This window comes from Pelomonas lactea (assembly GCF_043555885.1).
Lineage (GTDB): Bacteria > Pseudomonadota > Gammaproteobacteria > Burkholderiales > Burkholderiaceae_C > Pelomonas > Pelomonas lactea.
This window is the reverse complement of sequence record NZ_JBIGHX010000005.1, coordinates 304,391-326,989: the sequence shown is the minus strand read 5'-3', so window position 1 is coordinate 326,989 and position 22,599 is coordinate 304,391. Positions and strand designations below refer to the sequence as shown.

20 protein-coding genes are annotated in these 22,599 nt (G+C 72.4%); 10 read left to right on the top strand and 10 right to left on the bottom strand.

The window, feature by feature from the left end:
* Positions 1–87: 87 nt before the first annotated feature.
* The 3 genes from ACG04Q_RS16610 to ACG04Q_RS16600 all read left to right on the top strand — a co-directional run bounded on the left by ACG04Q_RS16610 (position 88) and on the right by ACG04Q_RS16600 (position 3,543).
* Positions 88–474, top strand: a complete 387-nt coding sequence (locus tag ACG04Q_RS16610) for a DUF2946 family protein (RefSeq protein ID WP_394512109.1) — start codon at positions 88–90, stop codon at positions 472–474.
* Positions 475–569: 95 nt separating this feature from the next.
* Complete coding sequence (locus ACG04Q_RS16605; RefSeq protein ID WP_394512108.1) at positions 570–3,008, top strand: TonB-dependent receptor; 2,439 nt, start codon at positions 570–572, stop codon at positions 3,006–3,008.
* Positions 3,009–3,018: 10 nt separating this feature from the next.
* Positions 3,019–3,543, top strand: coding sequence for a YcnI family copper-binding membrane protein (locus ACG04Q_RS16600; RefSeq protein ID WP_394512107.1), 525 nt, complete (start codon positions 3,019–3,021; stop codon positions 3,541–3,543).
* 331 nt (positions 3,544–3,874) lie between these two features.
* Here ACG04Q_RS16600 and ACG04Q_RS16595 read toward each other — a convergent pair whose 3' ends face one another.
* The 3 genes from ACG04Q_RS16595 to ACG04Q_RS16585 form a co-directional block, all read right to left on the bottom strand.
* Positions 3,875–4,663 carry a PEP-CTERM sorting domain-containing protein gene (locus ACG04Q_RS16595; protein WP_394512105.1) on the bottom strand — a complete coding sequence of 263 codons (789 nt, stop codon included), beginning with the start codon at positions 4,661–4,663 and terminating at the stop codon, positions 3,875–3,877.
* Between the two features lie 219 nt (positions 4,664–4,882).
* Positions 4,883–6,577 carry a hypothetical protein gene (locus tag ACG04Q_RS16590; RefSeq protein ID WP_394512103.1) on the bottom strand — a complete coding sequence of 565 codons (1,695 nt, stop codon included), beginning with the start codon at positions 6,575–6,577 and terminating at the stop codon, positions 4,883–4,885.
* Positions 6,578–6,633: 56 nt separating this feature from the next.
* Entirely contained in the window at positions 6,634–8,331 is a 1,698-nt protein-coding gene (locus ACG04Q_RS16585; protein WP_394512102.1) for a hypothetical protein, read from the bottom strand.
* A gap of 237 nt (positions 8,332–8,568) precedes the next feature.
* Here ACG04Q_RS16585 and ACG04Q_RS16580 point away from each other — a divergent pair, with 237 nt between their 5' ends.
* Positions 8,569–9,252 (top strand): hemerythrin domain-containing protein, encoded by a 684-nt coding sequence (locus tag ACG04Q_RS16580; protein ID WP_394512100.1) that lies wholly within the window; start codon positions 8,569–8,571, stop codon positions 9,250–9,252.
* Here ACG04Q_RS16580 and ACG04Q_RS16575 read toward each other — a convergent pair.
* Positions 9,216–11,849 (bottom strand): winged helix-turn-helix domain-containing protein, encoded by a 2,634-nt coding sequence (locus ACG04Q_RS16575; protein WP_394512098.1) that lies wholly within the window; start codon positions 11,847–11,849, stop codon positions 9,216–9,218. The two genes, ACG04Q_RS16580 and ACG04Q_RS16575, sit on opposite strands and share 37 nt — an antisense overlap.
* 53 nt (positions 11,850–11,902) lie before the next feature.
* Complete coding sequence (locus ACG04Q_RS16570; protein WP_394512096.1) at positions 11,903–12,250, bottom strand: hypothetical protein; 348 nt, start codon at positions 12,248–12,250, stop codon at positions 11,903–11,905.
* A 200-nt stretch (positions 12,251–12,450) separates the two neighbouring features.
* On the opposite strand from ACG04Q_RS16570, the gene ACG04Q_RS16565 reads away from it, so the two are divergent.
* The 3 genes from ACG04Q_RS16565 to ACG04Q_RS16555 all read left to right on the top strand — a co-directional run bounded on the left by ACG04Q_RS16565 (position 12,451) and on the right by ACG04Q_RS16555 (position 15,071).
* Entirely contained in the window at positions 12,451–14,130 is a 1,680-nt protein-coding gene (locus tag ACG04Q_RS16565; RefSeq protein ID WP_394512094.1) for an alkaline phosphatase D family protein, read from the top strand.
* Between the two features lie 17 nt (positions 14,131–14,147).
* Entirely contained in the window at positions 14,148–14,729 is a 582-nt protein-coding gene (locus ACG04Q_RS16560; RefSeq protein WP_394512093.1) for a DVUA0089 family protein, read from the top strand.
* Positions 14,730–14,888: 159 nt separating this feature from the next.
* A complete protein-coding gene (locus tag ACG04Q_RS16555; RefSeq protein WP_394512091.1) occupies positions 14,889–15,071 on the top strand; it encodes a hypothetical protein in 183 nt (60 codons plus the stop codon).
* A gap of 18 nt (positions 15,072–15,089) precedes the next feature.
* On the opposite strand, the gene ACG04Q_RS16550 is transcribed toward ACG04Q_RS16555, so the two are convergent.
* The 4 genes from ACG04Q_RS16550 to ACG04Q_RS16535 form a co-directional block, all read right to left on the bottom strand.
* Positions 15,090–15,422 carry an MmcQ/YjbR family DNA-binding protein gene (locus tag ACG04Q_RS16550; protein WP_394512089.1) on the bottom strand — a complete coding sequence of 111 codons (333 nt, stop codon included), beginning with the start codon at positions 15,420–15,422 and terminating at the stop codon, positions 15,090–15,092.
* A 33-nt stretch (positions 15,423–15,455) separates the two neighbouring features.
* Positions 15,456–17,096: a response regulator gene (locus ACG04Q_RS16545; RefSeq protein WP_394512088.1), complete on the bottom strand. Its 1,641-nt coding sequence runs from the start codon at positions 17,094–17,096 to the stop codon at positions 15,456–15,458.
* An 83-nt stretch (positions 17,097–17,179) separates the two neighbouring features.
* A complete protein-coding gene (locus ACG04Q_RS16540) occupies positions 17,180–18,415 on the bottom strand; it encodes a class I SAM-dependent methyltransferase (protein WP_394512087.1) in 1,236 nt (411 codons plus the stop codon).
* A 14-nt stretch (positions 18,416–18,429) separates the two neighbouring features.
* Positions 18,430–19,101 (bottom strand): histidine phosphatase family protein, encoded by a 672-nt coding sequence (locus ACG04Q_RS16535; RefSeq protein ID WP_394512086.1) that lies wholly within the window; start codon positions 19,099–19,101, stop codon positions 18,430–18,432.
* Positions 19,102–19,152: 51 nt separating this feature from the next.
* Here ACG04Q_RS16535 and ACG04Q_RS16530 point away from each other — a divergent pair, with 51 nt between their 5' ends.
* From ACG04Q_RS16530 to ACG04Q_RS16520, 3 genes are all read left to right on the top strand, one after another.
* Positions 19,153–19,611 carry a GNAT family N-acetyltransferase gene (locus ACG04Q_RS16530; RefSeq protein ID WP_394512084.1) on the top strand — a complete coding sequence of 153 codons (459 nt, stop codon included), beginning with the start codon at positions 19,153–19,155 and terminating at the stop codon, positions 19,609–19,611.
* A complete protein-coding gene (locus ACG04Q_RS16525; RefSeq protein WP_394512082.1) occupies positions 19,604–20,263 on the top strand; it encodes an alpha/beta hydrolase in 660 nt (219 codons plus the stop codon). The genes ACG04Q_RS16530 and ACG04Q_RS16525 overlap by 8 nt, the downstream gene beginning before the upstream one ends.
* Positions 20,264–20,401: 138 nt before the next feature.
* Complete coding sequence (locus ACG04Q_RS16520; RefSeq protein WP_394512081.1) at positions 20,402–21,715, top strand: hypothetical protein; 1,314 nt, start codon at positions 20,402–20,404, stop codon at positions 21,713–21,715.
* Here ACG04Q_RS16520 and ACG04Q_RS16515 read toward each other — a convergent pair.
* On the bottom strand, positions 21,712–22,599 hold the full coding sequence (locus tag ACG04Q_RS16515) for a LysR family transcriptional regulator (protein WP_394512080.1): 888 nt from the start codon (positions 22,597–22,599) through the stop codon (positions 21,712–21,714). The two genes, ACG04Q_RS16520 and ACG04Q_RS16515, sit on opposite strands and share 4 nt — an antisense overlap.

Below are 22,599 nucleotides of genomic sequence, written 5' to 3'. Positions count from 1 at the left end.
AGTGTCTGCGTGCCCGCGCGGCCCGTACAACCCCAGTTTGTCGGATGTCAAGGCGCGGGCCACGCCCGGCTCCTAGAATGCGCCGCCATGCCCCGATTCACCCACGCCCGCGCGCGCCGCCAGTCCTGGTGGTGGCTGGCCGTGCTGGTGCTGGGGCTGCTGGCACCGGGCATCAGCGCCGCACTGGCGCATGCGCGGGGCGACTTCAGCGCCTGGCAGGACGTCTGCCGCGCGCCGACCGTTGGCCGGGCCGAACAGCCCAAGCCCATCGAGAAGGCGCTGGACCTGTTGGCCCACGGCCATTGCGCGGCCTGCCACCTGCAGGCCACCGACATGGCACCGCCCCCCGTCGCGCCCGAGTTGGCGCTGCGCTCCGGCCTGCTGCTGCAGGCGCCCGAGCGCTTCTGGACCGCGCCGGTCACCGGCCACGCCTGGCGGCCGGCCAGCGCCCGCGCGCCCCCTGCACTGATCTGAGTCCTGCTGCGCCGCCGTGGCCTGCCCGGCCCGGCGCCTGCCGTCGCACCCGCGCACCGCGGCACGTGACGGCCCGACCTGATCACTGTCCTTTCATGACCAAGACTGCCCTTGCGCGCGCCGCTGCTGCGTGCGCCGCCCTGTCCGGCCTCGTGCTGGCCGCCCCCCCTGCCCGCGCCTGCGACGACTGCGACGGCGACGACACGCCCGCCGCCCTGACGAACACCGCCGCCGCTGCGGCCGATGAAACGCCCGCCCTGCCGCGCACCCGCCTCGGCCTGGTGCGCGTGGCCGGTGCGGCGCCCAGCTCGCTGCCCACCAACATCCCCACCACGCGCGAGACCGTCACGCGCGAGGACATCGAGCGCAGCATCAACGCCACCGACTCGGAAGACGCGCTGAAGTACCTGCCCAGCCTGCTGGTGCGCAAGCGCTACATCGGCGACTACAACCACGCCATCCTGTCCAGCCGCGCCTCGGGCACCGGCAACAGCGCGCGCTCGGCCGTGTACGCCGACGGCGTGCTGCTGTCCAACTACCTGGGCAACGGGGTGGGCGGCCTGTCCTTCCCGCCGCGCTGGGGGCTGGTGACGCCGGAGGAGATCGAGCGCGTGGACGTCATGTACGGCCCGTTCTCGGCGGCCTACCCGGGCAACTCGGTGGGCGCCGTCGTGGACTACCAGACCCGCATGCCGACCCGGTTCGAGGCGTATGCCAAGCTGGGCTACAGCACCCAGCCCTCCGAGCTTTACGGCCTCAAGGCCACCTATCGGGCCTGGCAGGCCAGCGCGTCGGTGGGCAGCCGCGACGGCGCCTTCAGCTGGTGGCTCAACGTCAACCGCACCGACAGCGACGGCCAGCCGCTGACCTTCGCGACACGCCCCGCCAACACGGCCACCGCGGGCACCGTGGGCACGACCGTCACCGGCGCCGTGGCCGGCCTCAACAACGCCAACGCGCCCTGGTACCTGATCGGCGCCGGCACGCAGTACAGCACCACGCAAGACCACCTCAAGCTCAAGCTGGCCTACGACATCAGCCCCACCGTGCGCGCCAGCTACGTGCTGGGGCTGTGGCGCAACGCGGCGGATGGCAACTCGGTGAGCTGGCTGCGCGACGCGGCCGGCAACCCGGTCTACAAGGGCACGCTGGACCCGGTCTCGAAGAAGGAGTTCATCTTCATCGACGGCAAGCAGTTCGCCGGCCCCACCGGCGGCGACTTCGCGCTCACCCGCGAGAAGCTGCAGCACGCCATGCATGGCGTTTCGGTCAAGAGCCACACGGGCGGCGAGTGGGACTGGGAAGTCGCCGCCAGCCTCTACGACTACCGCAGGGACGACAAGCGCCAGAACGCTGCCACCAACCCGCAGCCCGGTGCCCTGAGTGGCGGCGCCGGCACGCTGGCCGACGGCAGCGGCACCGGCTGGCACTCGCTGGCCGCCAAAGGCATCTGGCGCCCGGCCGGCACGGCCCATGTCGTGGACTTCGGGCTGCAGCAGGACAGCTACAAGCTCAACTACCTGACGTCCAATATCGCAGGCAACTACCTGGCGGACGGGCCGGGGGAGATGGTCAACAAGGTGCGCGGCAAGACCCGTCTGCAGGCCGCGTACGCCCAGGACGCATGGCTCATCACGACCGACTGGAAGGCCGTGCTGGGCCTGCGGGCCGAGCACTGGCAGGCGTTTGATGGCCGCACGGACTTCTCCGCTACCGGCACGCCGGCGCCCAGCATCTACGCGGCGCGCAGCGCGAACTTCCTCTCGCCCAAGGCGGCACTGTCCTGGCAGGCCACGGCGCAGACCGTGCTGAAGGCATCGGTGGGCCGCGCCGTGCGCATGCCCACCGTCAGCGAGCTGTACGGCGCCACGTCGACCACCAACTCGCAGTACATCAACGACCCCAACCTCCAACCCGAGAAGTCGTGGACGGCCGAGCTGAGCGCCGAGTCGGCCTGGGGCGCGCTGCAGTCGCGCGTCACGCTGTTCGCCGAAACGACTCGCGACTCGCTGTACTCGCAGACGCTGCTGGACCCGGTGCTCAACCGGAACGTCAGCCGCGTGCAGAACATCGACCGGATCGCCACCACCGGCCTGGAGGCCACGCTGGCCGCGGCGGACCTGGTGCTGAAGGGGCTGGACCTGTCGGCCAGCGTCACCGTGACCGACTCCAAGATCAAGGCCAACCGCGGCTTCGTCGTGACGCCGGGCGACACCCTCGGCAAATGGCAGCCCAACATCCCGCGCTGGCGCGCGACGGCGCTGGCCGCGTACCGCTTCAACGACGCCTGGAGCGCCAGCCTCGCCGCCCGCTACAGCGGCCGCCAGTACCGCACGCTGAACAACGCCGATGTGAATGGCTTCGCCTACCAGGGCGTCAGCAAGTACGCCACGGCCGACCTGCGCGTGCTGTGGAGGATCAGCCGCCAGTGGAGCGCCGCGGCGGGCATCGACAACCTGAACAACTACCAGTACTGGAACTTCCACAACTACCCGCAGCGCAGCTATTCGGCCGAGCTGAAGTTCGACCTGTGAGGAGCACCGCATGAAAGCCTTCGTCATCACTGCCCTGGCCCTGCTGAGCGCCTCGGCCCAGGCACACGTCGTGCTGGACCCGCCCGAGGCCGCGGCCGGCAGCAGCTACCGCGCCGCGTTCCGCATCGGCCACGGCTGCAACGGCGCGGCGACGACCGTCGTCATCGTCACGCTGCCCGCCGGCCTGCGCGGCGCCAAGCCCAGCCCCAAGCCCGGCTGGACGCTGACCACCACGCGCCGCCCGCTGAAGAGCCCGTACGAGAGCCACGGCAAGCCCGTCACCGACGAACTGGCCGAGGTGCGCTGGACGGCCAACACGCCGGCCGACTTCCTGCAGGACGACTGGTTCGACGAGTTCGTCATCCGCGCCGGCCTGCCGGCCGAGCCGGGCGTGCTGTGGTTCCCGGTGCGCCAGCTCTGCACGCAGGGCGAATGGCACTGGGCCGAGCTGCCCAGCCCCGAGACGCCGACGCCCCGCGCGCCGGCCGCCAAGCTGACGGTGACGCCGGCAGCCCCGGCCCCGCACGCGCACTGAGCCCAAAAAAGGGCGGCCCCGCCCCGCTGATTGCGGCTTTGTTCACGGCGGGCTGCGCCGATGATCCTTCCTGTCACCAGTGCACGGCCCCCGGCAACGCTGCGGCCCCTGGCGAGGCGGAGCTCGAGCCCGCCCGCGACCATGAAAGCATGAGCTTCCCGGCCCGCCAGCGTCACCCCGGTGTCGCCCGCGTCAGCCGCCTGCGCTGTGATGCACACCGCAGCCCCATGTCCATCGCGAGGTGGATGTCCCGGGCGGTGTGAAGCGCTTTTGCGCCCCGACCGGTGAACGCCGGGCGGGGCTTTCCTTTGCGCCGTCTCCGGAGAGGCCGTCAGCGCCTGGCGCTGCGGCGGCGCCGCTGCAGTACGGCCAGGCCGACCAGGCCGCTGGCCATCAGCGCCATGCTGGCGGGCTCGGGCACGGGCGCCGCCACGGGCGAGAAGTGCCCCGAGGCCGAGGTGTAGGTCCAGCCGGGCGGCAGGTCCCAGTGGAACGACATGGTGTGGCTGTAGTCGGCCACGGCGCCGTCGCGCGCCGACACCGACAGCGCGCCATACACGTACAGCGTGATGGGCTGGCCATTGCGCGCTTCCACGGTGCCGGCCGCCTCCATCTTGCCGTTGCCCAGCGTGCGCATGTTGGGCGTGTACCAGCCGTTGGCGTCGGTGCCGATGTAATACCAGGAGGTGGCCGTGGTACCGCTGCCGTAGGCCCACGGGCCACGCTTGCGGAAGCCGTCGATGGCGAACCGGTAGTCCAGCGTCTCGGTGCTGCCTGCGGTGGGCGTGATGGTGACGGTGTCCCACACCGACACGTTGGCGTAGGTCCGCCACGAACAGGTGTAGACCGTGCAGTAGATGGGCAGCGTCGGGTTCTCGGACGTCCAGGCCCGCGCATGGACGCTGAAGGATTCCGAGCTGCCCCAGGCGCTGGCTTCGGTATTGCCGCTGGCACTGCCGTGCGAAGCGCTCGCCGTGGACTGGTACCAGCCGCCGGCCTTGACGCTGCCGGCCTCGGCCGTCGCGCCGAAGCTGCTGCCCTGCTGCACTGCAGCGAGGCTGGGAAGGGACAGGGTGAACAGGCACAAGGCCGTCAATGCGTGGCTTGGATGAAAGGACATGGTTTGCTCCTGAGAGAGTTGGGTTGCTGTGGTTGGGCGCGAACGCCTTGGATGGCGGCCCTGGCTTCAGGGCCGGGGCTGTGGCTGCGGGCGCGAGGGGCTCCGCAGCGCTGAAATCGGGGGGCTACGTGGCCCAGCCGGCGGGGGCGTTCGCCAGCAGGCCTTTGCGCACGAGTGCCGAAGCGGCCAGCTCCGGCTCGAGGGCCGCGAAGCCTGCCCTCATTGCGGCCGCTCCAGCGACCAGCTGCGCACGCCGCCGAGCACGACCTCCAGGCCCTGAATGCGGCCCGCGGAGATCTCGCCCTGCGCATCCCAGTCATAGCCACCAGCGGCGGCCGAGGAGGCCGAGCCGGTCGGACAGACCATGGACCACACCGAGTTCCAGTGCGTGTGCAGCTCCAGCGTGTAGCGCACAGGCGTCACGGACTCGTCCACCACCAGCTTGCCCGACGTATCAGCCTGCGACAGCGGCAGCTGACGGGGCGACACGCTGTGCGTGCAGACCGGGTCACTCACCGTGTAGATGTGCCTGGCTTCGCCACTGGTGGGCAGGTAGACGCGGCGGGTGGCCGTGCTCTGGCCCGGGTCCAGCGTCCATCGCGTCGTCGTCGGGAAGCGATGGACAGCGCCAGGGACGCCGAGGCTGCCTTCCAGCTCGCCGACCCAGGCGTCCTCCACGACGCGCACCTGCGCGCTCAGCACCAGGCGCCGCCCGCTGGCGACATGCGTGCTGGTGAAACGCAGCGTCAGCGGGTTGGTGGCAGGCACCTGGGCGGGCGCCGTGTAGACGACGCCGCTGCCCGACTCCGCCGCCAGCGCGCCAAGCGCCGGCGCGGGCGTGGTGCTGTCCTGCAGCTCCCACTGGCGCTGGTAGCCGGCCTTGGTGTTGCGCACCGGCATCGTCACGTCGCGCAGCACCGGCGTCGGGATGCAGATGTCACCATCGGCGGGGCTGTCGCAGGAGATGTTGTCGCTGACCGTGTAGATGGACACCGGCACGAAGCGCTGGCTGCCCAGCACCCGCACGCTGGCGGAGGCCGGCAGCAGCTTGTGGGCCTTCACGCGCACGACATGCAGCTTGGCGGTCGGCGTGGGCAGCGCGGTCTGATGTGCCTGCAGCGCCTGGGCGGTCACGGCCTGCGGCCACAGGGACACGGGCAGGTCCACCGTCAGCAGGCGCTCACCCTCGCCGCGCGCCGCCAGCGGCAGCAGCCACCAGCTGCCGTCGGCCTGCTGCACCGCGAGGCGGTCCGAGGTCACGTCGTCCGCGCTTTCGTTCATGCCGTAGCGCAGCGACAGCCTCAGCGGCTGCGCCGGGCGTTCGGGCAGGCTCAGCGCAAAGCCGGTGCCCACGCCGTCGGGCAGCGGGTTGCTCACCGGCTGCACGGTGGCGGTGCCGGCCTGACTGAAGGCACCGGCCGGCAGCGACAGCGCCAGTGCGCCGTCGGCCAGCGCGAGGCGGCGGGTGTCGGGCGTGAACGGCAGCGGGACGGCGTCGCCGGCCGGCTGCGGGGCGGGTGTCACCCGCGCGGCATCACTGCCGGTGCGCGCATCCGCCGTGGCGGCGACGCTGCCATCGGCGCGCGTCAGGCGGTAGCGGTAGGCGGTGTCGGCGCCAAGGCCAGCGTCCATCCACAGGCCGGCACCGCTGTCGACATCGGCCACGGGGGTGAACGCACCGCTCTCGCCGGCGCGGCGTTCCAGCCGCCAGGTCTGGCCGGTGCTGCCACCGCGCCAGCTCAGGCTGACATGGGAGGCGGAGCCGGCCGCTGCCGACATCGTCACGGCAGCAGGCAGCGGCGCCGGTGCATCGGGCTGGGCGGACGGCGCGCCGCCGTCACCGCCGCCGCCGCAACCGGCGAGCGCAAGCACGCCGGCGCACAGCGGCGCCAGCAGTCGGAGGGACAAGGACATGGGGATCTCCAGAGTCAGGGGAGCGGGAGCGCCGGGCCGGGGCCCGGCGCGCGCGGTCACAGCCAGTGGCGCATCAGCACCACGTCGAGGTCGTTCGTGCCGCTGGCCTCGCCGGCCTGCAGCACGCGCACGGTGGGCACGCGGTCGTCGGCCTGCAGCGCGAGTGCGCGGCCAGCGTCGGTGCGGGTGCCGGCGGCCACCGCCGTGGTGCGCACGCCGCCGGGGCCGAAGCCGGCGTCAGCGCTGCCGTTGGCGTTCAGGCGCACCAGCACCGTGTCGGCGCTGGAGCTGTTGCCGGTGTAGACCCAGCCGCCCAGCAGCAGCTTGCCGTCGGCCTGCTGCACCAGCGCGGTGGCTTCGTCCCAGTTGGTGGTGCTGACCGGCAGCGTGACGCGCCCGCCGGTGCCGAAGCTGGCATCCAGCGCGCCGCTGGGGCTCAGGCGCACGGCCGCGAAGTCGTGGTCGTGATGACCGGCCAGCACCAGCTGGTTATCCGCCGTGACGACGACACCGCGCGCTGCGCCGGTGACGCTGCCGAACAAGGCGTTGACGATGCCGCCCGTGCCGAAGCTGGTGTCCAGCGTGCCGTCGGCCCGGTAGCCCGCAGCGATGAAATCGCCCTCGCCGCCGACGGCGACGAGGCGCTGCGCGCCGCCGACGGTCTGCAGCGCCAGCGCATAGACCGTCTCACTCGCACTGCCGGCGCCGATCGCCGTCAGCACCTTGCCGCCGGTGCCGAAGCTCGCATCCAGCGTGCCATTGGCGTTGTAGCGGGCCAGCGCGAAGTCGTTGCCGCTGGCGCCCTGGTTGCTGTCACCGGCCAGCACAATCTTGCCGTCGGGCTGCAGCAGCAGCGCGTAGGCCTTGTCGGCACCGTTGCCGAACGAGGTGGTGACGCGCCCCCCGTTGCCGAAGCTCGTGTCCAGCGTGCCGTCGGCGTTGTAGCGGGCCAGCGCGAAGTCGTAGCCCGTGGCGCCCTGGTCGCTGGTGCCGGCGACGAGGATCTTGCCGTCGGGCTGCACGGCCACCGCCAGCGCCTCGTCGCTGCGGCCCGCATTGTTGAAGGCGGTGGCCACCTTGCCACCCGTGCCGAAGCTGGTGTCCAGCCCGCCGTCGCGCAGGTGGCGCACCAACAGGAAGTCGGTGCCCGTCGCCGTGGCGGTAACGCCGAAACCGGCCACCAGCACGCGGCCGTCGGCCTGCACAGCCACGCCGCGGACGTAGTCGTCGGTCAGCCCGCCAGGCGCCACCAGCGTGCCGCCGCCGAAGCTGGTGTCGATATCGCCCGCCTGGCCGCGCACGGTGACGGTCAGCGGCTTGGTGGCGTTGACGGTGCCCGCGACGCCCTTGATGGTGACCGCCGTCGGCAGCGAGTGCGGCGCCGTCGACGTGGCCTGCAGCGTCAGCGTGCCGGTGGTGCTGCCGGCCGCCACGCTGAGCGCGCCCGCCGTGGTGCCGGTGGGCAGGCTCTCGGCACTGAACTGGATGGCGTCGGTGAAGCCGGCATCGCGCTGCACGGTGACGGCCACGGTGGCCTGCTGGCCCTGCCAGACGATGGCCTTGCTGGTGTCCAGCGTGAAGCTGAAGCCGGCGCTGCCGCCGTTGCCGGGCTGGGGTTGCTGGGGCTGCGGTTGCTGCGGGGACGCGTCGGTCGGCGTCGACGAGCCGCCGCCACAGGCGGTGAGCGCGGCGGCCAGCAGCGCGGCCAGGCAGGGAGCGCGCAGCGCGCGGCGGGCAGAGAGTCGGTGTTGCATGGGAAGTCCAGGGTGAAACGTGGAGGGAGCCCTGTTCGGGCCGGACGCCGCTTCAGGGTTGACGGCACTGTGCCGAGCGGGGTCCGCGCGGCCATCGCCCGGACGGGCCACGCGCCGCGGCGGCGAAGAGCCATGCCGCGCCATCGCTCGAATGGCCCATCGGAGCGATGGCAGACGCGACCGGCGCCGGAACACTGGCGGCCATCGGGCATCCCGCCCGGACCACCAGGACCCACCATGACCTCACCCGCCCCCCGCCTCGACCTCTACGCCCACATCCACAAGGCCTTGCGCCTGTTCATGAGCGACACGCTGCAGCAGCTCGGCCGCCTGGACATCGACGACCCGCTGGACCTGGCCGCCACGCTGGGCCAGCTGGATGCGTTGCTGGACGCTGCGCGCCACCACCTGGACAAGGAGAACACCTACGTGCACCCGGCCATCGAGGCCCGCCGTGCCGGCGCCAGCGCGGCCGTCGAGGCGGAGCACGACGAGCACCTGGACAGCCTGGCCGCACTGCGCGCCGAGGGTGCGGCGCTGCGGGCCATGCCGTCAGCCGCGGCGGCGCAGCGGCTGTACCGGCGTTTCGCGGCCTTCGTCGCGCACAACTTCGAGCACATGGGCGTGGAGGAAAGCCGCCACAACCAGGCGCTGTGGGCGGCCTACACCGACGAGGAACTGATGGCGCTGCACGGCCGCATCCTGGCCAGCATCGGGCCGCGCGAGATGAGCGAGACGCTGCGCTGGATGATCCCGGCGCTGACGCCGGCCGAACGCGCCGAGGTGATCGGCGGCCTGCCGCCCGAGGTGCAGGCACCGGTGCTGGCGTCGGCCCGCGCGCTGCTCAACGACACCGCCTGGGCCAAGCTGTGCCGGGCGCTCGGTCAGCCCAGCGCGCCAGGCCTCGTCGCCGTGGCCTGACGCTGGTTCCACCACGCGGCGGCCTCGCCGCGCGAGTTCAGGCCCAGCTTGTCCAGGATGTTGGCCACATGGCGCTTCACGGTGTGGGGGCTCAGGTCCAGCGCGCGGGCGATGTGCTTGTTGCTGGCACCTGCGGCGATCTGCGCGATGACTTCCGCCTCGCGTTGTGACAGCCGGTCATCGGCCGGCGCGGCGGCGTCCGCGCCCGGCTGCGTGGCGGGGCGCAAGGCCTGGCCCCAGGCCCGCAGTCGCGCCAGCGCAGCGGCATCCAGAAGCTCGCCCCAGTCCTGGCCGGCCAGCTGCAGCAAGCGGGGCACGGCCCACATCAGGCCGGCCGGCTCGCGCCGGGCCAGCGCCGGCGCCAGCACCTGCGCGGCGCCCTCGCGGTCGCCGCGGTCCAGCAGCGCGCCGGCCAGCCGCGCCCGCGTCTCGCCCAACTGGCCCAGCAGGTCGCCGCTCTCGCCGTCGGCCAGCAGGCCGCGCCAGCCGGCGATGGCGTCGTCCAGCCGACCGTCCAGCGCCGCCAGCTGCGACTGCAGCCCCAGCAGCGGCCGCGGGCGGTGTGGCAGCGCGAGGTCGGGCAGGTCGGCGCCCAGGCGCACCAGCCGTGCGAGGCCCTCGGTCAGCGAGGCGCGGTCCCCGCAGGCCGCAGCCACGCGGGACATGAAAAAGGTGGCCTGCCACTCGCCCCACAGCCCGTAGCCGGGCACATGCTCCGACAGGCGCAGCTTCATCAGCGCGACGGCCGACTCGTGCCGCCCGGCGATGAGGTCCAGCATGGCGTGCAGCGCCTGGCCATGGTTGCGCGCGATGACGAGCCTGCCGCACCAGGCGGCATCGGCCTCGGCGCGCAGCAGCAACTGGCGGGCCTCGTCCAGCCGGCCCTGCCAGAACTGGTTCCACGCCTGGGCCATGTGCGCATTGACGCCGAAGTGCAATGGCCGATCGCCCAACACCTTCATCGCGCCGAGGTACCAGCGGTCCACCACGGCCGACATGCCCGGACAGCTGATCTGCCGCGGCGGCGGCGAGCCGACATACCAGGCCTCCAGCGACGCGCTCTGCAGCAGCTCGGTGACCAGCGCGTCGTACAGCGGTGCGACTGCGTTGAAGTGGCAGCTCTCCAGTGCATGCCACGCCCGGCCCAGCAGCGTGGTGCGCTTGAGCTCGCCGCTCAGCGCAAAGGGGTCGAGGTCGCGCAGCAGCGCCTCGGCCTCCTGCAGGCGGCCTTGCGCGATGAGCAGGATGCTGCGGTGCGCGCGCGCCGTGCGCAGCCCGGTGTCGTCGCCGCGCGCCTCGAACAGCGCCTCGGCCCGACCCAGGTGCCACTCGGCCTGGCGCGCCTCCCACAGCACCCACAGCGCCAACGCCATGACACGGTGCAGTTCGGGGCTGGCGTCCGCGAACGCGGGGTCGAAGCGCCGGGCCAGCTCCATGAGGCCATGGGCGCCCAGTTGATTCATCAGCAGCGCGCCGTCGCCCAGCAGCAGTTCAGCGGCGCGCTCAGGGCGCCCGGCCGCCAGCAGCAGGCCCTGGCGGCGCACCGGGTCGGCCTCCAGCAGCGCGGCGCGCTCCAGCAGCTGGCGGTGCAGCGCCGGCTGCTCCTGGCTCAGCCTCTGCTGCAGCATGTCGCGGAACAGCTGGTGCAGACGCAGGGTGTGGGGCGCCAGGTCCACCACCGTGACGAACAGCGACAGCCGCTCCATCTCGGCCAGCCACTGCCCGGCGTGGCTGTCTTCGCCCAGCGCCTGGCAGCGCGCGGCATCCAGGTCGTGCAGCACGCTGGTGCGCAGCAGGAAGCCGCGCAGCCCGGGGTCCAGCCGGTCCAGCACCTCGGCAGCGAGGTAGTCGAACGTGGCGCGGTCGATGGCCGACGGCTGGCGCTGCGCGCCGGGGGTCATGCCCAGCGCCAGCCGCAGGCCGGCAGGCCAGCCCTGGCAGCGCTCGTACAGGCCGTCCACGGCGCTGTCGTCCAGGCCCGCGGCCTGGGCCAGCTGGGCCACTTCGTCACGCGCCAGCGCCAGCGCGCCAGGGCCCAGGTCGGCCAGCTCGCCCGCGGCCCGCAGCCGGGCCAGGCGCAGCGGCGGCTCGTGCCGGGCCGACAGCACCAGCCGCCAGCGCCAGCCCATGCGGGCCAGCCAGCGGTCCAGGAACTGCTGGGAGGCGGTGTCCGCCAGGTGGTGCGCGTCATCGAGCACGATGAGGCCGCGCGGCACCTCGCAGGCCTCCAGCGCGTTGAGCATCGCGTCGGCCACCGTGATGAGCTCGGCGCCGCCGCGCAGCGCCGCATCGCGCAAGCCTTCGGGCGCGGTGCGCCACGGCGGGTCGTAGGGCTCGAGCGCGGCGAACAGGCAGTCCAGCAATCGCCCCAGGTCGTCGCCTTCGTCCAGCGCCACCCAGGCGATGGCCATGTCGGCCGGCTGGGCCGCCAGGGACTGGGTCAGCAGCGCCGTCTTGCCGTAGCCGGCGGGCGCGCACAGCAGCAGCACGCGCTGCTCGTTCAGTGCGCGGGACACCTGCTCCAGCAGCGCCGGCCGGGGCAGCAGCAGGCCGTCGCGGGGGCGCGGCGCACGGGTCTTGGTGTGGGCAAGGGCCATGGCGCGAAATGATAGGTGGCGCCCCGGCGCCTGGCGCCGTGTTCAGCGGACGCTCAGCCCGCGAATGCCAGCGACACCTGCAGCTCCGCCGGGCCGCGGGGCGCCAGCGGCGGGCTGCCCATCACGCGCACCACGGCCGCGGCTTCGTCCTTGCTGCAATGGATCTCGGCCTCGTACGTCCAGGACTGCCCCGCCACCAGCGGCGTGGCCGACACGCGCAGCACGTCGTAGCGGCAGTCGCGCGTGCCGGCAAAGTCCTGCGCCTGCCGCACGGCGGCGGCGACGACCGCATTGGCCTTGAGCTGCGCGACGACACGCGCCTTGTCTGTGGGCTTCACCTCCGCCGCCTGCGCTGCGGCGGCCAGTGCCAGCCCGGCCAGGGCGCACAGAGCTGTCTTCATCACTCGTTCTCTCCGCTGCGGCCCATCCACGGCCGCGTTGCTGCCCATCGCGGGCGGGGCGCGATGGTCCGCGGCGCCACCGGCGCGGGCAATCCCCAGCTTCCACATGACCCAGGTCATGGTCCGACCCATGCCCGGGCTGTCGCACGGCGGTCAAACGGCGTCGCGATAGTCGCGCTCCCACAAGGAGAAAAGTCGTCATGGGTCGTCCGAAACAAGTCCAGCCCGCGCGCACCGGCAGCAGCCGCCGCGATTTCTTCAAGCGCTCCGGCGCCGGCACGCTGGCGCTGGCCGCCGCGCCCGCGCTGTTGCCACTGGCCGCCGAGGCCGCCGTCAACGCGGTGTTCCAACATGGCGTGGCCAGCGGCGATCCGCTGGCCGACCGCGTCATCCTGTGGACACGCGTGACGCCCGCGAGCGTGAAGCCGGCCGTCAGCGTCAGCTACGTCATCGCCACCGACGCGGCACTGACGCAGGTGGTGCAGCGCGGCAGCGCCAAGACCAACCCGGGCCGCGACTACACCGTCAAGGTCGACGCCGCCGGCCTCAAGCCCGCGACGACCTACTACTACCAGTTCAGCGCCGAGGGCGCCACCAGCCCCGTGGGCCGCACGAAGACGCTGCCCACCACCGGCGCCAGCAGCCTGCGCATGGCCGTGGTGAGCTGCTCCAACCATGCCTACGGCTACTTCAACGCCTACGCCCGCATCGCCGCGCGCGCGGACCTGGACTTGGTCATGCACCTGGGCGACTACCTGTACGAGTACGGCGCCGGCCAGTACGGCAGCGTGCGCACGCCCGAGCCGGCGCATGAGATGGTGACGCTGGCCGACTACCGCGCCCGCCACGCGCAGTACAAGCGCGACGCCGACGCGCAGGCCATGCACCGCCAGCACCCGATGATCGCGATCTGGGACGACCACGAGGTCACCAACGACTCGTACAAGGACGGCGCGCAGAACCACCAGCCCGCCACCGAGGGCGACTGGCCGGGCCGCGTGGCCGCCGCGCTGCAGGCCTACTACGAGTGGATGCCGGTGCGCCCGGCCGATGTGGCCAACCTGCGCGACAACCACCGCAGCTTCGCCTACGGCGACCTGGCCGAGCTGCTGATGCTGGAGGAGCGGCTCAACGCGCGCTCCAAGCAGGTGGGCACGGCCACGCATGCCACCGCCTTCGGCGCCGGCTTCGCGTCCACCGACCCCGGCTACAACGATCCCAGCCGCACGCTGCTAGGCGAGGCGCAGGAGCAGTGGCTCGTCAACCGCCTGCGCACCACGCCGGCGCAGTGGAAGCTGCTGGGCCAGGGCGTCATGTTCGCGCAGCTGAAGGCCCCGGGCAGCAACCAGGCCACCGACCCAGGCCTGTACTTCATCAACGGCGACCAGTGGGACGGCTACGAGCCGGCCCGCAACCGCATCTACGCCGGCATCCAGGGCGACGCCACGCGCGCCAAGGTCGACAACGTCGTCGTGCTGACCGGTGACATCCACAGCAGCTGGGCCGCGGACCTGCATCCCAATCCCTACAACCCCGCGCTGTACGACAAGGCCACCGGCACCGGCTCGCTGGCGGTGGAGTTCGTCGGCACGTCCGTCACGTCGCCCGGCATCGACACCGACACCACGGGCGCGGTGGCCGGCGCCATCCGCTTCTACAACCCGCACTTCAAGTACGTGCAGCTGACGCGCCGCGGCTACCTGCTCATCGACGTGAACCGCGAGCGCGTCGTCGGCGAGTGGTGGTACGTGGACACCGTGGCCAGCCCCAGCAACGTGGAGACCTTCGGCACCGCCTTCGAGGTGCGCGCCGGCGAGAACCACCTGCGCCCCTCGGCCCAGACGCCGTCGCGTGCCACCCCGCCGCTGCTGGCCCCCTGACACCTCAAGGACACGACATGCACAAGCACCTGCTCTCACTCGCCCTCGCCGCCTCGGCACTGGGCGCCAACGCCGCCGACTTCAGCTTCTCGGGCCAGGCCGCGAACCACAACGACAAGATCGTCATCGACTTCCAGGTCGCCGCCGGCAGCTCGGTCAGCCTGTGGACCGACTCCTGGCAGTCGGGCCTGAACTTCGACCCGCAGCTGTTCCTGGCCTCGGGCGGCACCATCGTGCAGGCCGACGACGACGGCGGCAGCCTCGTCAACGCCGGTGCCGGCTACTACGACGCCGGCCTGCAGTTCACGGCCACCACGGCCGGCAGCTACCGGCTGGTGCTCAACGCCGCGTCCAACAACGCGCAGGGCACGACGCTGCAGCAGGGCTTTGTGTACGACGGCGACACCCCCATCGCGCTGGCCGCCTGGAACCAGCCCAGCTACGACGTCAACGCCAACGACCAGAAGGGCGGCTTCTGGCGCCTGCACCTCAGCGGCGTGGAGCAGGCCGCCGCCGTGCCCGAGCCGGCCAGCGTGGCGCTGCTGCTGGCCGGGCTGCTCAGCCTCAGCCTGGCACTGCGGCGCCAGCAACGTCGCTGATCCCCGTCTGCGGGGGGCCACGCGGCCCCCCGCAGCGAACGTCTGCCTAACGGGCGCTGCCAACACTGGGCTTCCCTTGCCGAGGAGACGCCGGATGAGCACCGCCCGCCAACGGTTCTCCGCCCCCCCGCGCAGAACGACGTGCCTGGCAACGGCTTCATGTACAGCAACCTGGTGCTGACGGCGCCGGCCTTCCACGACGCTGCCGGCGCCAACGGGCTGGCCGCCGACGGCCACTTCGTCACCAGCGCGATACCGGGGCCCGCGCCGGGCCGCTGGGCGCAGGTGCCGTCCGGTCTGGGCTGCCTCGCCGTGCTGGCGCGGCGCCGTCGCGCAGCCTGACCGGGCCGAGCCTGAACCTCAGCCACCCGCCACGAAGGCCAGCGCCTCGCGCGACAGCGCCAGACACACCGCCGGCGTAGGACGGGCCAGTTGCAGCCACTCCTTCATGACGCGGCCGTGGCCGGGGTCGAACCGCTCGCCGGCGCCCTGCGCCACCAACGCCTCGACGCGGGCGCGCGGCAGCTTGACGACGAAGTGCCCCGCCGACGACACCATCGCAAAGATCTTGCCGTGCACCTTCAGCGTGCCGGCGCCGAACGACTTCTTCGCGCTGTCGGCCAGCTCGACACCCGGCTGGCCGGCCAGTTCACGCGCGATCTGGTGGAAGACGGGGGTGAGATCGGTGCTCATGAGGGTCCTCGGTCAATGCAGGCTGGGTCAGGCTCAGTCTCGTCGCGCCACCAGCCGGCGGCCGGCGTCGGTGTGGCTGGCATGCAGCGGGTCGATGGCCTGCCGCAGCCGCAGCAACACGTCGGGCGGCAGGCGCTGGCCATGGTGGTTCAACGTCGCGCGGGCCAGGTTGATGATGCGTGCGTTCAGGCTGGTGCTGGCCAGCTCGGCCAGCGCCTCCAGCGTGCGCTGGTGCTGCTTGCCGACCAGGTACGACATCGCCTCGTTGGCCTGTGCGTTGATGGCCTGGGCCATGTCGCGCACCAGCAGCTCGACGGCCGGCATGGGCGCGGCGGCCAGCTCCAGCAGATGGGTGCGCGGCCGCGAGATGCAGAAGCGCCGCGCCAGCTGCGCGATCCAGGTCATGGCCTCGGGAATGGGTTGCTGGCCGGCGCTGCGCACCAGCAGCTGCAGCAGGCTGCTGGCCATTTCGTAGGTGAATTCGGGCTGGGCGATCTGCGCGGCCAGCTCGCGCAGCCCTGCCAGCGCCGACGCGGCGCGGCGCAGCGCCAGCTGCAGCGCCACCTCCGCGGCAAGCTTCAGCATGCGCACCCGGTAGCTGTCGGGGTGGCGGCCCAGTGCCGCCTCCAGGCAGCGGTAGGCCCGCTCGGCGCCGTCCACCTGGGCCAGGTCCAGGCTCGCGATGGCCAGCGCGACGACGCCCTGGTAGTCCAGCGCCCGCGACTGCGCCCCGATGGTCAGCGCCGCGCCGAGGTGGCGCGCCGCTTCCGCGCTCTGGCCCAGGTAGAGCTGCAGCGAGCCCAGCTTCTGCAGGCGCGAGACGTTGCCGGGCGTGATCTGCACCGCCTTGGCCAGCACGTCGGCCGCGGCCTCGACCTTCATGTCCTCCAGCAGCGCGTGCCCGTAGACGTCGTAGGCGTCGGCATAGGCCGGGTTCTCGGTCAGCAGCGTCTCCAGCGCGCGGCAGGCCTTGTCGGCGTCGGCGCCGCTGAGGTCCAGCCGCGCCAGGCCCAGCTTCGCCCACGGCACGGCCTTGCAGGCCAGCACCGCCTCGAGCATGCGCCGCGCGGCGTCCAGCCGGCCCAGCCGCAGGTACAGCTCCGACGCGATGCGTGCGGCATAGACCGCGTAGCCCGCGCCGTCGCGGAACATGGCCTCGCACAGCGCGGCGGCGTTCGCGTAGTCACCCGACGCGATGGCCTGGAACACCGCTCTGAAGGCCAGCTTGCGCGCCAGCACCACCTGCAGCCGCTCCTCGAACTGGCGCGCCGTGATGGGCTTGAGCAGATAGTCGTCCAGCGCCCCTTCCAGCGCCTCGGCCACATGCTGGTAACGGGCCTCGCCGGTCACCATGATGAAGGCCGTCTGCATGGGCAGGCCCTTGGCCTGGCGCAGCTCGTCCAGCAGGTCCTGGCCGGTCATGTCGTGCGGCCCCTGCTGCCGGAACGTCATGTCGCTGATGATGAGGTCGTAGGGCTGCGATGCGCTGCGGATCAGCCGGCGTGCCTCCTCCGGTCGGCGCGCCATGTGCAGGTGCTGGTGGCGCACGCCCAGATCGCGCAGCATGCTGGCCAGCACCGAACGCGACAGTTCGACCTCGTCGATGATCAGCACGAGCAGCTGATCCACCGGCACGCCGCCAGCCAGACCGTTCGCCTGGGTTGCCAATGACATCTCTTCAGGTCGCCTCAAGGGGTGGGTGCCGGCAGTCTGTCAGTTATTGGCCGCCACGTCCGGATGTTTTCACACCTGCCGCGCTACGCGAGCAGTTGCTCCAGCCGCTGCTCCCGCAGCCCGTAGAAGCGCTTGATCTCGGCAATCTGCGCCAGCAGCTCGGGCCGACGCGCGGCCAGCGCCTCGGCGGCCGGGCCCTGCGCCTTCACGGCCAGGATCATCTTGTTCTTGCTGGTGTGCTCCAGCGCGATGAACTCGAACACCTGCGTGCGGTAGCCCCGGCTCTCCAGCAGCAGCGCGCGCAGGCTGTCGGTCACCATCTCGGCCTCCTGGCCCAGGTGGATGCCGTGCTGCAGCATGGGCCGCAGCACCGCCGGCAGCGTCATCTGCGGGCGCAACTCCTTGTGGCAGCAGGGCGAGCTCATGATGACCTTGGCGCCGCTCTGCAGGCCCACGTGCAGCGCATGGTCGGTGGCGATGTCGCAGGCATGCAGCGCGATCATCACGTCCAGCGGCTGCACGGCCTGCGTGCGCACGTCGCCCTGGTCGAAGCGGATACCGCTCAGCTGCTCACCGTCGATGACGGCGTTGCACAGCTTGACCATGTCGTCGCGCAGCTCGATGCCGGTCACGCGCGGCTGCAGGCCGTGGGCCAGCAGCCAGTCGTGCACGGCGAAGGTCAGGTAGCCCTTGCCGGAGCCGAAGTCGGCCACACGCACGGGGCCCTGCAGGCCGGCTTCCTCGACGGCCGAGGACAGGATCTCGACGAAGCGGTTGATCTGCTTCCACTTGCGCGCCATCGCCGGCACCAGCGCCGGCTCGCCCTTGACGACGTGGGTCAGCCCCAGCGCGCGCCACACCGGGTGCGCCATCTCCAGCGGGCGCTGCTTGGCCTTGTCGTGCGCGGCCGGTGCGGGCGCGTCCTCGGCACCGTCCAGGCGCGTCACGCGCAGCGTCTCGCGGCCCTTGCGACTGACGGCGAACTGCACTTCCTCGGAAGCGGTGTGCAGGTGCGCGTTGCGAAAGCGCGCCCCCAGCAGCGCGGCGATCTCGGCCACGCCGGCCTCGGGCGCGTGGTTCTTCGTGATGTCCTTGGTGCGGTGCCGCCACAGGAAGCTCAGCGCCGGCTCACCGCGCAGCTCGACGAGCCGCACGGTCAGGCGCTCGACGTCCTGGTCCTCCCCATCGCCCCCAACAGGGCCGGACAGCAGCAGCTTGCCGAACTGGCCCGAGGCCAGCGCCAGGCGCACCAGGTGCAGGAAGCGCTCGTGCGCGGGCGCGGTCTGGGCGGGCGGGGGGGTGATCAGGCTCGTGAACATCGAGCCGGATTGTCTCAAGCGTGCGTGATGTGACCGCGCGTCGCCGCCGTATCCAGATGCGGCAAGGTGTTGAACGTGACGAGGTGATGCCGCTTCGGGTTGAACACGAACTCCGTCACGGCCGAGTTGCGCAGCCGCAGGTTCAGCTCCACGACGGACTCGGCCGGGCAGGCCAGCACGTGGCCCACGGCCGTCGAGATCGGCCCGCCGCTGGAGACGATGAGCACCTGGCGGCCGACACCCAGCGCCAGCACGCGGGCCAGCGCGTCGGCCACGCCCGCTGTGAAGTCGGCATGTGTGGGCATGCCCTCCGGTGTCGTCTCGCCGCGCATCCAGGCCAGCAGGCCCGTGCGCAGCAGGCGGAAGTGCTGCCTGACCGACTCGGCATCGGCAGGCCGGGCCAGCGGCTCGGGGTGCACGGCGCGCACGATGGCCTCGCTGTCGTACTCATTCAGGCCCGCCAGCGCGACGGCGGGCAGGTCGTCGCCAAGCCCCTCGGCGATGCCCGCCAGCGACTGCGCATGCCGGCGCAGCGTGCCGGTGAAGACGGCGTCGAAGCGCTGGCCGCGCTCGCGCCAGTAGGCGCCCAGCAGGCGGCATTGCTCGTGGCCGGTGGCGCTGAGCTGGTCGTAGTCGGCAGCACCAAAGCTGGCCTGGCCGTGGCGGACGAGATAGAGGCTTCCCATGCCGGCATCATGAAGCGCGAACGCGGCGCCGGCTGTCGCGACAATGACGGCATGTCACGCCTGCGCCAAGCCACCCGCGACGACACCGCCGAGATCTGGCGCGTGCGCTACGCCGTCACCGAGAACACGCTGACGCCGGGCCGCATCGGCGACGCCGAGCTGCACGCCCACCTGGAGGTGTTCGGCCGCGGCTGGGTGGTGGAGCTGGAGCCCGAGCCGAACCTGAAGATTGCCGGCTTTGCCATCGGCGACGCCCGCGACGGCCACATCTGGGCGATGTTCGTGGACCCCGCCATGCACGGCCAGGGCTACGGCCGGCAGCTGCACGACGTCATGGTGGACTGGCTGTTCGCGCAGGGCCACCGCCGGCTGGACCTGGGCACGCAGCCCGGCTCGCGCGCCGAGGCGTTCTACCGCCGCGCCGGCTGGCGCCCCACCGGCGACGCGCTGGACGCGCACGGCGACCGATTGTTTGAACTGCGCATCGAAGACTGGAAACCCCATGCTTGAGACCCATGAGATCGAGACCGCCCCCAACCCGCGCACGAGCATCATCGTGCTGCACGGTCTGGGCGCCGACGGCTATGACTTCGTGCCCATCTGCGGCGAACTGGACCTGACCGCCCTGGGCCCCGTGCGCTACGTGTTCCCGCACGCGCCGACGCGGCCCGTGACGATCAACAACGGCTACGTGATGCGTGCCTGGTACGACATCCTCGTGACCGACCTCGTGCGCCGCGAGGACGAGGCCGGCCTGCGCGAGTCGCAGCACCTGATCGCCGAGCTCATCGACCGCGAGCGCGAGCGCGGCGTGCCGGCCGAGCGCATCGTGCTGATGGGCTTCTCGCAGGGCTGCGCGATGACGCTGATGACCGCGCTGCGCTACCCGCACCGGCTGGGCGGCGCGGTGGGCATGTCGGGCTACCTGCCGCTGGCCGCGACGACCGCCGCCGAGCGCCACGCCGCCAACGCGGGCCTGCCTCTCTTCCTGGCCCACGGCACGCAGGATCCCATCGTCGCGCTGCCGCGCGGCACTGCCAGCCGCGACGCGCTGGCTGCGCTGGGCCACGACATCGAGTGGCACCAGTACCCCATGCCGCACTCGGTCTGCGCCGAGGAGATCGCCGACATCAACGCCTGGCTGCTGAAGCGGCTGGGCTGAGCGCCGACGCGCCTGACAGCTCCCCCGCCGGGCCCGTGATACGGCCGGCGCCGAGGCGGCTGCCACAGCAACTGACCCCGCTTGGCAGCGCTGTTCAGGCGGCCGCTGCACACGCCGCTGGGCGATGATCCATGCGTCATGGAGCGCCTGCCCGAACAGATCGTCGACTGGCACAACCGCCACCCCCTCGCCCGCCGCATCGGCGTGGGCGACGTGCACACGGTCGGTGTCGTCGCCCTGCCCTTCGTGCGCGCGACGGCGCAGGCGGGCGGCTTTGCCGAGCCGGTGCTGACCGACGCGGTCAGCGCGTTCGACGAGCTGCACGGCTCGCCGCCGGTGTCGCGCGGCGCCGTGTGGCTGCAGCGGCTGCAGGCGCTGCCTGCACGCCTGGCCGGCCGGCTGCCGGGGCGCCAGCCGCGCACGCAGTGGCGCGCCTTCAGCGAGAAGTTCCTGCCCGGGCTGGGCGCCGGCCGCATCGAGCGCTTTGCGCTGGCCCACGGTTTTGCCGAGCCGCCCGCGACGCCCGAGTCCCAGCCCTGGCGCGTCATCGTCATCGACGAGAAGCTGGCCAGCGCCCACGGTGGCTGGCCGTTCGAGCTGTACCTGATGAGCGCCGGCATCGACGTGGGCAGCGCGCGCACGCGCGTGCTGTGCGGCCGCGGCATCCCGTCGCAAATCATCGGCCGGCGCCTGTGGGACCCGCGGCGCCTGGCGATCGCCGCCGCGGTGGTCGCGCTGCTGGGTGCGGTGGCGGCCTGGGCGCTGTGGCCGCGGCACGCGGCCGAGCCGGCGCCTGAGCCCCCGGCGGCGGCCGCGTCGTCACCCGCCACGGCACCACCGCCGGTCGCCCCCGCCGAACCGGCATCGGCGGCCAGCGTTGCGGAGCACGCCTCGGCGCCGGCATCGCAGGCGGTGGAGCCCGCGGCGGTGCCCGTGCCCGCCGCGTCGCTGCCCGACGCCAGCGACAGCGCCGCCTCCCAGCCCGACATCCGGCCACGGCTGGTCGAGCGCGCCGACGGCATCACCCGGCCGCCGCTGCGCGCCGACAAGCCGGCGCCGCCGCCCGCAGCGGACACCACTGGCAAGACGACGGAAAGACCGGGCACCAGCCCCGCGGAGAAAACCACCGAGCGCTCCGCGCAAAAGGCGATCGAGAAGGCCGTCGAGCCCGTCGACCCGCGCCTGGTGCGCATGGCCGAGTCGCCCACCAAGATCGCGGTGGCGCTGGTGGGCCCGCCGGGCAACAAGGCCGATGCCGAGGCGCTGCTGAAGAAGATGAAGGAGAGCCTGAAGGGCGTGCACGGTGACCCCGACTCGCTGCAGGCCGACGTCATCCAGACGCCCGAAGGCTGGCGCGCCACGGTCTGGCCCTTCCCCAGCCGCGAGCAGGCGCAGCTCATCAACGCGACGCTGGTGGCGCGCGGGCTGAAGACCAAGGCCGTGAACTTCTAGGCCGGCGCGCCGAACCGCTCGGCCAGGAAGTCCAGCAGCAGCCGCAGCGCCAGCGGCTGGTACTGCCGCGACAGGTAGACGCCGTGGATGGCGTGCGACTCGGGCTCGCAGCCCGGCAGCACGCGCACCAGCCGGCCCGTGCGCAGGTCGTCGTCGACGAGGTAGTCCGGCAGGATCGCCAGGCCCGCGCCGGCCAGCACGGCGCGGTGCATGACGCCGGCGTCGTTGCTCTGCAGCACCGAGCGCACCGGCACGCGCAGCCACTGGCCGCCCTGCTGCAGCGTGTAGTCGCTGCGGTTGACGTAGGCATGCGTCACGCAGCGGTGCTGGCGCAGGTCCTCGGGCGTCTGCAGCGGCGGCGCGCCGGCGAGGTAGCCGGGCGTGGCGCACAACACCGAGTTGAAGCGCCCCAGCGGCCGCGCCACCAGGCCCGGGTCCAGCTGGTTGCTGATGCGCACGGCCAGGTCGATGCGCTCCTCGACGAGGTTGACGGCGCGCTCCAGCACGACGAGTTCCACCTCGCAGTCCGGGTGCCGGGCCAGGAAGTCGGCCACCGCCGCGGCCAGCCGCGCCTGGGCCAGCGAGGCGCTGGCCGTCACGCGCAGCCGGCCGCGCGGCGCCAGCTGCTGCTCGCCGGCGGCCGCCTCGGCCTCGCGGGCCAGCTCCAGCATCTGGCGGCAACGCAGCAGCGCGCCGGCACCGGCCTCGGTGAGGCTGACGCGCCGCGTCGTGCGCTGCAGCAGCCGCGCGCCCAGCCAGCGCTCCACGCTCTCCAGGTAGCGCGACACCATCGCGCGCGACATGCCCAGCGCGTCGGACGCTTGCGTCAGGCTGCCGCGCTCGGCCACCTCCACGAACACCTGCATCGCGATCAGGCGGTCCAT